The following is a 13,040-nucleotide window of genomic DNA, read 5'->3' as shown; positions in this document are numbered from 1 at the left end:
AGCACAATTAATGCGGACAAGTCGTCCGTACATAGGATAATGTAGCAGTCGCGTTTGTGATGAATACAGTTAAGCCTAAACGAAGGAAAAAGGATAAAGAGGAAGGTGTTCTGTTGTCATGTCAATTAGAATTATAGTGTTGGAGCCGGATGATGTATTGCACAAAGTAGCAAAGGAAGTCACTAAAATTACACCTAACGTGCAAAAGCTGCTTGACGATATGGCAGATACGATGTATGAAGCGGAGGGTGTAGGTCTTGCTGCTCCGCAAGTAGGTATTTTGAAGCGTCTCATCGTTGTAGATGCTGGAGATGAACATGGTTTGATTAAAATGATCAACCCAGAAATCGTGGCCGAAGAAGGGGAGGAATTGGGTCCAGAAGGCTGCCTGAGTATACCAGGGTTGAACGGGGATGTGCGTCGTGCCGAGAAAGTTACAGTCAAGGGACTGGACCGCGAGGGTAAGGCCATTACCGTTACAGCGACAGGATTGCTTTCTCGTGCTTTTCAGCATGAAATCGACCATTTAAATGGAATTTTGTTCACGGATATTGCAGAAAAAGTATATGAGGTTGCGCTGGAACAGCCAGGACCGAACCGTCAGATAGGAGAGTGAGGTTCGATGAGTGAAGACATTCGTATTATCTTTATGGGTACTCCTGAGTTTGCAGTGCCATCGTTGAACATGTTACTGGATAATGGTTATAACGTGGTCGGTGTGATTACACAGCCCGATAAGCCACAGGGACGGAAAAAAATATTGACGCCTACACCAGTTAAGGAAGCGGCAGAAAAACGCGGATTACCTGTACTGCAACCGACCCGCCTGCGCCAGCCAGAAGCGGTGGCTCAGGTGGCGGAGCTGCGTCCTGATCTGATCGTAACCGCAGCCTATGGGCAAATTTTGCCAAAATCCGTACTAGACCTGCCTCGTTTCGGCTGCCTGAATGTGCATGGTTCGTTACTTCCCCGTTATCGGGGAGGTGCACCGATCCAGCGTGCGATTATTAACGGTGAGACCGTGACGGGTGTGACGCTGATGTATATGGCGGAAGGACTGGATACTGGCGATATGATATCGCGAGTTGAGGTTGCTATAGAGCCGGAGGATACCTCCGGTACGATTTTTGAAAAGCTAAGCGTAGCTGGAGCAAAGCTTTTGCAGGGCGAGCTGCCTAAATTGCTGGCTGGGCAATCAGACCGTACGCCGCAAAACGAGGACGAGGCGACCTATGCTCCGAATCTGAACCGCGACGATGAGCGTATTTCGTGGAGTGACAATGCACAGCAGATATACAACCGGATCCGCGGCCTTGTTCCTTTTTCGGGCGCGTTTACGCTTTGGGAGGAAAATGTTTTTAAAATATGGGCTGCTGAGCAGCCTTTCATAAATAATGAAGTGAGTGGCTCAAATGCTCCAGCACCCGGAACGGTTCTTCAATTGACCGCTCGTGGCATTGAGGTGCAGACAGGCGAAGGAACTCTTTGGCTGACTCAGGTTCAACCGGCTGGCAAAAAGGTTATGGATGCCGGAACCTTTGCGCGCGGCGGACAGATGAAGCCAGGCACGGTGCTCGGATGAGCGGGAGTCACTCCCGTCAGGGAGGCCAAGGCAAGGGAGTGGGTGCCAGATCCGGCAATACTCGCAAACAGACGGCGCGGGAAGTTGCACTTGATGTGTTGACCGGTGTGGAGCAAGAGGGTGCGTATAGCAATCTTGAATTGAATCGTCGACTTCAGCAGGCAGGTTTATCTGCAAGTGACGCTGGTTTGGCGACTGAACTTGTATACGGTACAGTCGCACGCCGAAATACACTAGATTATTTTTTGAATAAATTTGTTCAAAAAGGAACGGCCAAGCTTCAGGCTTGGGTACGTTCGTTGCTGCGGATGAGTGTGTATCAGGTGGTGTATCTGGATCGAGTTCCAGATCATGCAGTCGTTAGTGAAGCGGTGACCATTGCCAAGCGTCGTGGACATCAGGGGATTTCCGGTATGGTCAACGGCGTGCTCCGCAGCATGCTGCGTGAGCCGGACAAGCTGCGTATTCCTGACGATTTGTCACCAGAGGAACGGATTTCATTAGAACATTCTCATCCACAGTGGCTAGTTAAGCGTTGGATTAAGCAATACGGTGCAGATACTGCTGAGGCTATTTGTCAGGCTAATAATATGCCCCCTGCGGTCAGCGTACGGGTGAATACGACAATGACCAGCCGTGATCAGCTGCTGGACGAGATGCGCTCAAAAGGACTTGATGCCGTTCCTTCGGCAGTTAGTCCCTATGGCATTGTTGTTCGTAGCGGTGGCAATATGGCGCTTACCTCGTGGTATACGGACGGCTTGCTGTCCGTACAGGATGAAAGCTCTATGCTCGTTGCCGAAGCAGTTGCTCCTGTGCCCGGTATGCTGGTACTGGATTGCTGCGCCGCTCCAGGCGGCAAAACAGCTCATATGGCTGAGCTGATGAAGGATCGCGGCCAGATCATTGCAAATGATCTGCGTGCCCATAAACATCAATTAATCCGTGAACAGGCTAAACGACTTGGCCTGGATGCCGTGGAAACAGTCACTGGTGATGCGCTAGAACTGAAGGAACGATATGCCCCAGCTTCTTTTGACCGTATTTTGCTGGATGCGCCATGCTCTGGCTTTGGAGTAATTCGTCGTAAACCGGACCTGCGTTGGAGTAAAACTGCGCAGGATGTTCGCGACATTACACAGCTTCAGCATGAGCTGCTGGATAGTGTAGCGGGACTGTTGAAGCCAGGTGGTATTCTGGTCTACAGCACATGCACGATTGAGCCGGACGAAAATGAAGGACAATTGACTCGGTTTTTAAGCGAACATCCAGAGTATGAATTGGCAGAGGGTCATTCCTTCCCGGACGTGAGCCGCGAAAAGGATAGTATACAGGGAGGCTCGGTACAGCTGTTACCGCAGCATTTCCACAGCGACGGATTTTATATCGCGCGCCTGCGTCGGGTGAAATAGCGCGGAAGAGAATTCCATGCAGCTGCCCACCAGCATTTCCACATTCCGCCGGAACATTTCCGGCGGTTTTTTGCATGAAGACGAAAAATTTTTACCCCCTCAGGGATTTGTGCTAAAATAGGAAGAATGAAAAATACGATCTGCGATCAAACAGAACTTAATGAAGAAGGAACGGGTGCAAACATTGATGAAACCTTTTATATATGATTTAACTTTGGAGGAGCTTCAGGACTGGGCCAAGAACAATGGCGAGCCTGCTTTTCGTGGAGGACAAATTTTTGACTGGCTGTATGTGAAGCGGGTCAATGATTTCAGCGAGATGACGAATTTGCCCAAGGCGCTGAGAGAGAAGCTTGAGGAGCAATTTAGTTTTGTGACGCTTAGTGAAATTACAAAGTTGGAATCAAAGGACGGTACAGTAAAATTCCTGTTCGGTTTGCATGATGATCATGCCATTGAAACGGTCATTATGAGACACAATTACGGAAACAGTATTTGTGTAACGACACAAGTGGGTTGCCGAATTGGTTGTACTTTCTGCGCTTCGACGCTTGGAGGCCTCAAACGAAACCTGACAGCTGGTGAAATTACTGCACAGGTAGTACAGGCTCAGAAAATTTTGGATAAAACGAATGAACGAGTGAGCAGCATCGTGATTATGGGCTCGGGCGAGCCTTTCGAAAACTATGAAGCGACCATGACGTTTTTGCGTACAATGGTTCATGAAAAAGGTCTGAACATTGGTCAACGTCATATCACAGTGTCGACCAGCGGTATTGTACCGAATATTTATAAATTTGCCGACGAGGATACCCAGATTAATCTGGCAATATCCATTCATGCGCCTAATGATGCACTTCGGTCGAAGCTAATGCCTGTAAATCGGCGTTATCCCTTTAAGGATGTTATGGATTCTCTACGTTACTATCTTGCTAAGACGGGGCGGAGAATTTCGTTTGAATATGCCCTGATTGGTGGGGTAAACGATCAGGCAGAACATGCTGAAGAGCTAGCGGATGTGTTAAAGGACATGCTGTGTCACGTTAATTTGATTCCAGTCAACCATGTGCCTGAGCGCAAGTATGTGCGCACATCGCGTAGCGATATTTTTAATTTCCAACGTATTCTTGCCGAAAAAGGCGTCAATGTGACGATCCGGCGTGAACAGGGTCACGATATTGCCGCTGCCTGCGGTCAGTTGCGTGCAAAGCATATGGAGTTGGGGTGAAACCATTTGATCAAAACAGTTCATGTCAGCCATGTCGGACGTGTACGTTCGGTGAATGAGGATTCTGCCTGGATCAGGCACTTAGAGCAAGGCTATATTCTTGGGATTGTTGCCGATGGTATGGGGGGGCATTTGGCCGGTGATACGGCCAGCCGCCTTGCGGTAGAGACACTTGCCGCTGATTTGGCGACGCTGGAGAGCGGATTATCCGCACATTCTTTGACGGCGGCGCTCAGCGACGCTATTTTGCATGCCAATGAAGTCATCTTCCAGACGGCTGCACGCGATGAGAAGTATCATAATATGGGAACGACAGTTGTTGCGGTTTTACTATACGACGCATCCGGAATTATCGGACATATCGGTGACAGTCGCGCCTATGTCATATCCAAAGGAGCGGTACGTCAGCTTACAGAAGACCATACTTTGGTTAACGAGCTGTTCAAAAACGGTCAGATCAGTAAGGAAGAACGGGAGAACCATCCTCGTCGCAATGTACTGACACGGGCGTTGGGCACTGATTCCGAGGTGAAAGTGGATATTGACTCCATTATGCTGGAAAAAGGCGATGTACTGTTACTGTGTAGCGACGGATTAAGCAATCTGGTAACGGAAGAACAAATCAGTAAAGTAGTAGGTGCCGCAGAGAATCCTTTGGAGGAGCGTGCGGATCGTCTGCTACATCTGGCGTTGCTTGCCGGAGGAGACGATAACATTACTGTAGCTTTGTTTGAATTGCCCGATGACACGGTTTCATTGAATGAAAAGGGGTGTGACGCATGATCGGGCACCTGCTAGGGGGAAGATACGAAATTATTGAGCGTATCGGTGGCGGCGGTATGGCTCTGGTGTACAAGGCTCAAGACATTTTGCTGAATCGCAATGTCGCAGTTAAAGTGTTGCGCCAGCAATTTGTTCATGACGAGGAATTTATTCGCCGGTTTCGGCGTGAGGCGCAGTCTGCGGCTTCGCTTTCGCATTCGAATGTGGTCAGTATTTATGATGTCGGCCAAGAGGATGAAATCCATTATATTGTAATGGAGTGCATCGAAGGTAAAAATTTGAATGAGATTATTAAAGAACGTGCGCCATTGCAAGTGGATGAAGCAGTACGGATTGCTTCCCAGATTTGTGATGCGCTGGAGCATGCTCACCAAAATCAGATCATTCACCGAGACATCAAGCCTCATAATATATTAATTGGACGTAATGGACGGGTTAAGGTAACCGATTTTGGGATTGCTAGAGCTGTTACGTCAACGACCATTACCCAGACGGGTTCTGTTGTAGGTTCTGTTCATTATTTTTCACCTGAGCATGCAAAGGGTGTCGTCACCGGCGAAAAATCGGACTTATATTCTTTAGGTATTGTCTTATATCAAATGCTGACGGCGCAGCTCCCTTTCCTCGGAGAAAGTCCAATTAGTGTAGCGCTCAAGCATTTGCAAGAGGAGTTTGAGGAACCGCGTAAAATTAATCCGTTGATTCCGCAAAGTGTGGAAAATGTCATTCTAAAATCCATGCGCAAAAATCCAGAAGAGCGTTATCAATCGGCAGATGAAATGCTAAAAGATTTGGAAACCTGTTTGCTGCCGGGACGGCGTAATGAATCCAAGCTGGAGTTTACACATTTGGATGATGAGGATCAAACACGGGTTATTCCGGCTATTAAGCCTCAACAATTAGGGATGTCTTCTAGCGGGGAAGATGTACCTGCCCAACCGCGTGAGTCTGAACAGCTTCCGAGCAAGCAATCGTCCAAGAAAAATAGAAAAAAAGCGATCTTGTGGGTAACACTAGTGTTGGTGTTACTTCTGTGCATGGGCGGAGTGGTGTACTATGTGCAAAGTGTACTTGTCGTGCCTGAGGTGAAAGTACCAGGTGTATTGACACAAACTGAAGACCAAGCGAAGGTTAATCTCAGTAAAGCGGGTTTACTCATTGAGGAGCCAATCCAGCATGAATACAAAGAGGGGATCGCGCCTGGAATTGTATTTTATCAAAGCTATCCTGCAGATTCTTTAGTCAAGGAAGGAACCAAGATTAGTCTGAAAGTCGGGATTGCCAAGCCGCTCACCCCAATGCCGGATGTAAAAGGCCAAAGCTACGAGAATGCTGTTAAGCTGCTGACCGCCCAGCAAATTAAGGAGACGCAGATTCAGCAAAATGAGCAGTTCAGTGATCAGGCCGTTGGGACCGTCCTTAGTCAGGCTCCAGCTGCAAATGAGCCATTTGATAAGGATTCAGTCCAAGTTGTGCTCACAGTCAGCAAGGGCGCTGACACTGTAAAAATGCCAAGCCTCGTAGGGAAAACACAGAACCAAGCGGAAAATGAGGTCAAAAAGGCAGGGTTGAAGGTTGGCTCAATTAAAGAAGAGTTTAGCTATGAGCATGAAAAAGGAAGAGTAACCAAACAATGGCCGTCAGAGGCAGGCAGTGAGTTGCCACCAAATACGGAAATTACGTTTTATGTAAGCACTGGTTACCCGCCAGAAGCGATTACGCTGCCATTTAATGTGCCTGTTGCACCGAAGGAAGAGGGTAAAAACAGCAAAATTCGTATTACTTATACGGATGCACGTGGAGAAAATCAGGAATGGGGAAGCCGTACAATTAATACGACACAGGTGTTCACTATCAACCTGCTAATGGCTCCGAACAAAGACAGTGTTGTCTCAGTATTTAGAGATGGTGACTTTATTGATACGTATCCGGTCTCTTATATTGATGCGAAAAATGGAACAGTGACGATGCCTCAAATTGCCCCACCTGCTGGAACTTCACCAACGGATACACCTGATGGTAATTCCTCGCAAAATGGAAGTGGAAACGGCGAGGAAGGTGATAACGGGGGATCTTCTAATGATAGTGGTGACGGTGGAGGCGACTCGAACAATCAGGAGGGCACAGGAGGTAATGGTGACCCTTCCGCCTTTGTTCCTGGAACGAATTCCACGGGGGCTACGCGCAGTGAGTTGGCAGTTAGCCATAAAAACAACCCAGGTCACGCTTCCCACAAAAAGAAGGAAAAAGTGATTGAGGCTGTTCAGCATCAGTAAACGTGCAATAGGAGATGCTCAACCTGCTATACGCAATAAAACTTAAACATTATGAAGGAGGACATCTTACACATGCCTGAAGGTCTGATCGTCAAGGCGCTTAGCGGATATTATTATGTCTCCAGCCTGGATCAGGATGGGCGTCCGATATCTGGCGAAGCTACGGTACAATGCAGAGCACGCGGCATTTTTAAGAAAAAAGAGATCACGCCTCTTGTCGGTGATCGGGTCGTTTACGAACTGACTGAGAACGGGGAAGGTATGGTCAAGGAGATTAGAAAGCGTACAACGGAGCTGATTCGTCCTCCGGTAGCTAATACCACGCTTGCTGTGCTGCTGTTTTCCTTACGTGAGCCGGATTTAAACCTGCCTTTACTGGATAAATTTTTAGTCCATATTGAGCACGCCGGGCTGGATACGATTATCTGTCTGACTAAGCGCGATTTGTATGAAGGCAGCCCTTCAGAGGATGACACCGTGCTGACCGTTCAGGAAATGTACCGGAAGATCGGTTATGAAGTGCTGGTAACCAGTGCCCGTACCGGAGAAGGAACGGTTGAGCTTAAGAAGCTGTTGGCTGGTCAAATCAGCGTGTTTTCCGGGCAGTCAGGTGTAGGGAAGTCTTCCATGCTTAATGCTTTGGAGCCTGGGTTAACGCTCGAGACGAGCGCCATAAGCAATAAGCTGGGCCGAGGAAGACATACGACTCGTCATGTAGAGCTTATTCCTTTAGACAACGGAGGGTTTGTAGCAGATACGCCGGGGTTTAGCCAGTTGGATTTTCTGGAGCTGGGTGTGGATGAACTATCTCCCTGTTTTCGTGAATTCCAGCAGTATGCGGAAGGATGTAAATTTCGGGGGTGTACCCATATTCACGAGCCTGGCTGTAAAGTAAGAGAGGCCCTGGAAGAAGGACATATTTCACAGGGACGGTATGATAGCTATTTGCAGTTCTATCAGGAATTAAAAGAAAAAAAACGGAGGTACTAAGTTTATGTTAAAAATAGCACCGTCGATTTTATCCGCTGATTTTGCTCGCTTGGGCAGTGAAGTTGCGGAAGCTGCGGCAGGAGGGGCAGACTGGATTCATGTGGATGTAATGGATGGGCATTTTGTATCCAATATTACATTGGGGCCACCTATCGTTCAGGCTATTCGTCCGCATACGACTCTTCCCTTGGATGTTCATCTGATGATTGAGCATCCTGAACGTTATATTGGCGATTTCGTAAAAGCAGGAGCCGATATCATCACTGTTCATGCTGAGGCGTGTGTTCATTTGCATGGTGTCCTTCACTTGATCAAGCAGCAAGGCGCTCTGGCTGGAGTGGCTCTCAATCCGGGTACTTCACCATACGCGATCAAGGAAGTGCTGCCAAATGTAGATATGATTCTAGTGATGACGGTCAATCCTGGCTTTGGAGGACAGTCCTTCATTCCAGAGACGTTGAATAAAATCAGACAAATCCGTGCTTGGTTGAACGAATTGGGTCGTCCAGACGTACATATCGAGGTAGACGGAGGTATTGCGGAGGAGACGGCACCAGCCGTATTTGAAGCGGGGGCTAACGTGCTGGTGGCTGGTAGTGCGGTATTCGGCAGAGCAGACCGCGCAGCGGCTATTGCTACGATTCGGGACAGTGCAGCTCGTTTGTCCAAGTGAAGCTGACCGAAGCATTGTGGATGACTGTCGCGAGCATGGCGACGGGGTTGACCCTTAGCTGTTTCTCGCTTGTGAAGGCTCCTTGGAATGCCGTTCTTTCACTTTTGGCTGTTCTAGTTGTGCTGTTTTATTTTCGTAAAAATGAACGGCGTGGTTTACGAATAGGTTTTGTGGTGTGCAGCGTACTTTATTATATCCTGTTTATTTTCATACTCTCAGCATATCTCTATGTTCGCGGACTTGTCTGATGGTATAGCCTGGGATGGTTGTGCATAAATATGGTTACATGAGCGGGATTCTCATGTAGCCTTTTTTTGTGGGGTAACAACCCTTGACAGGTTGCATAAACTACAGAGAACGGATGCAGGAGGATGATGGGGAGGGTGAGGCATGAAGTTTTACACAATCAAGCTGCCAAAATTTCTGGGTGGATTCGTTAAAGCCATTTTGAATACATTCCAGAAAAACTGAATTCAACGTAATGTAAACACAGGATGTAGGATGAAAGCTAGAGGTACACAGGGCACGCTTCCCGGGCAGAACAGATAGGTAGCTCGGTAGTAAAAGATAAGAACGCACGGGAAGGTGCCTGACATTTTGTTCTCCTGAACTAGGCAGATATTACTTTTCGAATAACCAAAAAAGCACCCGTTTAAAACGAGGTGCCTTTTGTTTATAACGATATTTTTTTACGACTACACGCGAGTCACTTTACCGGCTTTCAATGCACGAGTGCTGACATAAACGCGTTTCGGTTTACCGTTAACGAGAATGCGAACTTTTTGTACGTTGACGCCCCAAGTACGGCGATTACGGTTGTTAGCGTGAGATACGTGGTTACCGCTGCCAGGCTTTTTGCCTGTTACAGAACATTTACGAGACATGATTCCACCTCCTATTCTGAAAATAACCAAATTCCATATGGAACGGGTCTCTCTTCAGGCCGACTGGGTCAGCCGGACTTTGTAAGTCACTAACCTGAACAAAACAATACTTAAATATAATATCATAGTCAAAAAAGCTCCGTCAACTGATTCAAAAACTTTATTTATTTCTCTTTCGCATTATAGTACAATATGGGATAGTTATTGTTGCGATTATTTTGTATTTAAATGGAATGTGAATTCTTATTCCAGTCATGCCGGCGGTTCAGAGGCGGGACTATAGTTATCATTCCAGCCGATGATTTATTGTGGGGCAGTTGACTGGTTTTTCATTGTATATGACCTGTAGAAGAACGACCAGACGTGAGTACAAGAGCTTATGAAAGTGTGACATTCGTATTCGTCGTCTGGCTTTAGTATAATTTAATTGAACCTGTAGGCACAGTTGAATAAGGTGTGGTGAAGGTTGATAGTAAAACAAGTGTATTAAGCTAGGAAGGGGAATTCTCTTGAGTAATCGTTCTTTGAATGGAACAGATTTTACCGCAATGGTTTTAGCCGGGGCGGAACAATTACAGCAGCATGCGGAACATGTCAATTCACTAAATGTATTCCCGGTGCCAGACGGTGATACGGGAACCAACATGAATTTGACGATGAGCGCGGGCGTAACGGAATTAAAGAGGGGGGATTCTTCCTCCATCGGTGTCATGTCCGGCATATTATCCAAAGGTTTGCTGATGGGAGCCCGCGGCAATTCAGGGGTTATCCTGTCTCAGTTGTTTCGTGGCTTCAGCCGTTACGCTGCCCCATACGAGGAATTGAATACCCTTCAGTTCGCATCGGCATTGCAGAGCGGGGTGGATGCGGCCTACAAGGCGGTGGTTAAGCCGGTGGAGGGTACAATTCTTACCGTGGCGAAGGAAGCGGCTAGGCATGCTGTGTTTTTCTCGCGCCGGACGAACGATATCACGGAACTGATGGAAGAAGTGCTTGCCAAAGCGAAGGAAACGCTTGCCATGACGCAGGACATGCTCCCTGTACTGAAGCAAGTAGGAGTTGTAGATTCGGGTGGGCAAGGTCTTGTGTATATTTATGAAGGCTTTATGCAGCATCTTGGAAGCGGCTTGGTGACGTCTCCAATTGCAAAAAGTGATAATGCACGCCAGGTTTTTGCTCCTCACGTATCGGAGAGACCTACTGCTCCTGCAGTTGTTCCTTCCCCAGATGCGCCGATTTCTGCGCAAGCGAAGCTCGAAACGGATAATATTGAATTTTTGTATGATATGGAGTTTTTTATTAATCGACAACTGGGCGATGCGCAAGGTACCTATTTTGATGAGGAAGCCTTCCGGAAAGCGTTATCTGTAGATGGTGATTCTATTATCGTGATTTCAGACGATGATGTCATCAAGGTTCACGTGCATTCTAAGGCTCCTGGTGAAGTACTGAATTTGGCACTGCGTTACGGAGAAATTACACAGATTCGTATTTTAAATATGCGCGAGCAGCATCGTGATTTGTTGTCTGCGGGTATGGATGTTGCTCCTGAGCCTGAGTGGTTTGCTGAAATACCAACAGAGCCTGTACGTGAGGAAGAGCCGTCTGAGCCTCCCGCTCATGAACTGGCATCCTTTGGTTTTATAGCTGTGGCTTCCGGTGAAGGAATTGCTGATATTTTCAGAAGTTTAGGCGTCGATGTTGTCCTTGCTGGCGGTCAAACAATGAATCCGAGCACAGAGGACTTCGTTAATGCGGCCCGCTCGATTGCGGCTCAACATATTTTTATTCTTCCGAATAATTCCAATATTATTTTGGCGGCAGAACAAGCACGTGAACTGCTAGAGATGGAACGTTTGGTGTCGGTTATTCCGAGCAAAACAATTCCTCAGGGCATTGCGGCAGCATTTGCTTTTCAGGAGGAAGAGGCTTTTGAGGTAAATCAGGACAATATGCGTGACGCAGTCACCCGGGTGAAGTCTGGGCAAGTGACCTACGCGGTACGGGATACGACGCTTGATGATCTGCATATTACAGCAGGGCACTACATCGGTATTCAGGATTCCAAGATTGTTGCGACCGAGGAACACTTAATGGCAACGTCCCGTCTTTTGCTAGCGAAAATGCTGGTGAATGGCGATGAAATTGTTACGATTCTTACAGGTTCGGACGCGAATCAAGAAGACACAGATCAGCTTGTTGCATGGATTGAAGAAAATTATGCGGATGCTGAAGTGGAAGTTCATGAAGGTGGTCAGCCGATTTATCCTTATTTGTTCTCAGTGGAAACCTGATGTGCTTTTGCGCCCCAAGGAAGTCCACTACAAAAGGAGGTCTGACTGATGAGTAGTACCATCATTTTGACGGATAGCACAGCTGATATTCCACCGGAATTAGCAGACCGTCTCGGTATAGTCGTTGTACCACTGACAGTGATGTTCGGCAGCACAGCTTACCTGGACGGCATTGAGATGTCAGCGGCGCAGTTTTACAGCGAACTGGTGCGGGCTGATGAGCTGCCTACGACTTCACAGCCTTCACCAGCCCGTTTTTTGGAGACGTACACGACACTGTTGAAGCAATACCCTGAGAGTCAGGTTATCTCTATCCATTTATCCTCGGGTGTGAGCGGAACGTATCAGTCTGCTTTGCTGGGCAAATCCATGCTAGAGAAGCATGAACATAGAGTGACTGTGGTGGATTCCAAATCAGCTTCATACGGATACGGTATGCTAGTGGTTTATGCGGCAGAGCTAGCGGCAGCCGGGCACTCCCCGGCTGATATTGTTCGGGCTGTGGAACGTCGTGGAGAGCGCCGTTGTTTGTATTTCCTGGTGGATACCCTGCAATACTTACAAAAAGGCGGACGTATTGGTAAGGCAGCGGCAATGGTGGGCACGTTGCTTAACATTAAGCCGATACTTTCGATTGACAAAGAAGGCATTATTTATTCGGTTGATAAGGCGAGAGGGCATAAAAAAGCGACAGCGAGAATTATTGAACTACTGGAGCGGGACTTAAAAGGCCAAAAAATTAATATTGCTGTGGGTCATACGGCAGATCGCTCAGCGGCAGAAGCGTTCGTGGCTCAGCTGGCAGAGCATTTTGAGCTAGGAGATCGAATATATACTGAACTTGGCGCTGTGATTGGGACCCATGTAGGGCCAGGAACGATTGGCATTTTTGTGTGGCCGGCCGGAGATGAGAGGTAA

The 13,040-nt window shown here is 47.7% G+C and carries 12 protein-coding genes; 11 read left to right on the top strand and 1 reads right to left on the bottom strand.

Annotated elements, in window-relative coordinates:
* Window positions 1-118 precede the first annotated feature (118 nt).
* The 9 genes from def to spoVM all read left to right on the top strand — a co-directional run bounded on the left by def (window position 119) and on the right by spoVM (window position 9,415).
* Complete coding sequence (gene def, locus ACYCS5_RS01620) at window positions 119-616, top strand: peptide deformylase (RefSeq protein WP_013310890.1); 498 nt, start codon at window positions 119-121, stop codon at window positions 614-616.
* Between the two features lie 6 nt (window positions 617-622).
* Complete coding sequence (gene fmt, locus ACYCS5_RS01615; RefSeq protein ID WP_459760704.1) at window positions 623-1,582, top strand: methionyl-tRNA formyltransferase; 960 nt, start codon at window positions 623-625, stop codon at window positions 1,580-1,582.
* Window positions 1,579-2,994, top strand: a complete 1,416-nt coding sequence (gene rsmB, locus ACYCS5_RS01610) for a 16S rRNA (cytosine(967)-C(5))-methyltransferase RsmB (protein WP_459760703.1) — start codon at window positions 1,579-1,581, stop codon at window positions 2,992-2,994. The genes fmt and rsmB overlap by 4 nt, the downstream gene beginning before the upstream one ends.
* 187 nt (window positions 2,995-3,181) lie before the next feature.
* Window positions 3,182-4,222: a dual-specificity RNA methyltransferase RlmN gene (rlmN, locus tag ACYCS5_RS01605; RefSeq protein ID WP_029517204.1), complete on the top strand. Its 1,041-nt coding sequence runs from the start codon at window positions 3,182-3,184 to the stop codon at window positions 4,220-4,222.
* Between the two features lie 6 nt (window positions 4,223-4,228).
* Complete coding sequence (locus ACYCS5_RS01600; protein ID WP_459760702.1) at window positions 4,229-5,005, top strand: Stp1/IreP family PP2C-type Ser/Thr phosphatase; 777 nt, start codon at window positions 4,229-4,231, stop codon at window positions 5,003-5,005.
* Window positions 5,002-7,281, top strand: coding sequence for a Stk1 family PASTA domain-containing Ser/Thr kinase (gene pknB, locus ACYCS5_RS01595; RefSeq protein ID WP_459760701.1), 2,280 nt, complete (start codon window positions 5,002-5,004; stop codon window positions 7,279-7,281). The genes ACYCS5_RS01600 and pknB overlap by 4 nt, the downstream gene beginning before the upstream one ends.
* Window positions 7,282-7,353: 72 nt before the next feature.
* A complete protein-coding gene (rsgA, locus tag ACYCS5_RS01590) occupies window positions 7,354-8,271 on the top strand; it encodes a ribosome small subunit-dependent GTPase A (protein WP_459760700.1) in 918 nt (305 codons plus the stop codon).
* 4 nt (window positions 8,272-8,275) lie between these two features.
* Window positions 8,276-8,944 carry a ribulose-phosphate 3-epimerase gene (rpe, locus tag ACYCS5_RS01585; RefSeq protein ID WP_029517208.1) on the top strand — a complete coding sequence of 223 codons (669 nt, stop codon included), beginning with the start codon at window positions 8,276-8,278 and terminating at the stop codon, window positions 8,942-8,944.
* Between the two features lie 390 nt (window positions 8,945-9,334).
* Window positions 9,335-9,415, top strand: a complete 81-nt coding sequence (gene spoVM, locus ACYCS5_RS01580) for a stage V sporulation protein SpoVM (RefSeq protein ID WP_010345573.1) — start codon at window positions 9,335-9,337, stop codon at window positions 9,413-9,415.
* Window positions 9,416-9,639: 224 nt separating this feature from the next.
* Here the strand turns inward: spoVM and rpmB are convergent, their stop codons facing one another.
* Window positions 9,640-9,828, bottom strand: coding sequence for a 50S ribosomal protein L28 (gene rpmB, locus ACYCS5_RS01575; protein ID WP_013310881.1), 189 nt, complete (start codon window positions 9,826-9,828; stop codon window positions 9,640-9,642).
* Between the two features lie 509 nt (window positions 9,829-10,337).
* On the opposite strand from rpmB, the gene ACYCS5_RS01570 reads away from it, so the two are divergent.
* Both ACYCS5_RS01570 and ACYCS5_RS01565 read left to right on the top strand, forming a co-directional pair.
* Window positions 10,338-12,122, top strand: coding sequence for a DAK2 domain-containing protein (locus tag ACYCS5_RS01570; RefSeq protein ID WP_340885805.1), 1,785 nt, complete (start codon window positions 10,338-10,340; stop codon window positions 12,120-12,122).
* A gap of 48 nt (window positions 12,123-12,170) precedes the next feature.
* Window positions 12,171-13,040: a DegV family protein gene (locus ACYCS5_RS01565; RefSeq protein ID WP_340885802.1), complete on the top strand. Its 870-nt coding sequence runs from the start codon at window positions 12,171-12,173 to the stop codon at window positions 13,038-13,040.

The organism is Paenibacillus sp. SEL3 (assembly GCF_054602585.1).
The sequence above is the reverse complement of the archived record's forward strand: the minus strand, read 5'-3'. Positions and strand labels throughout refer to the sequence as shown.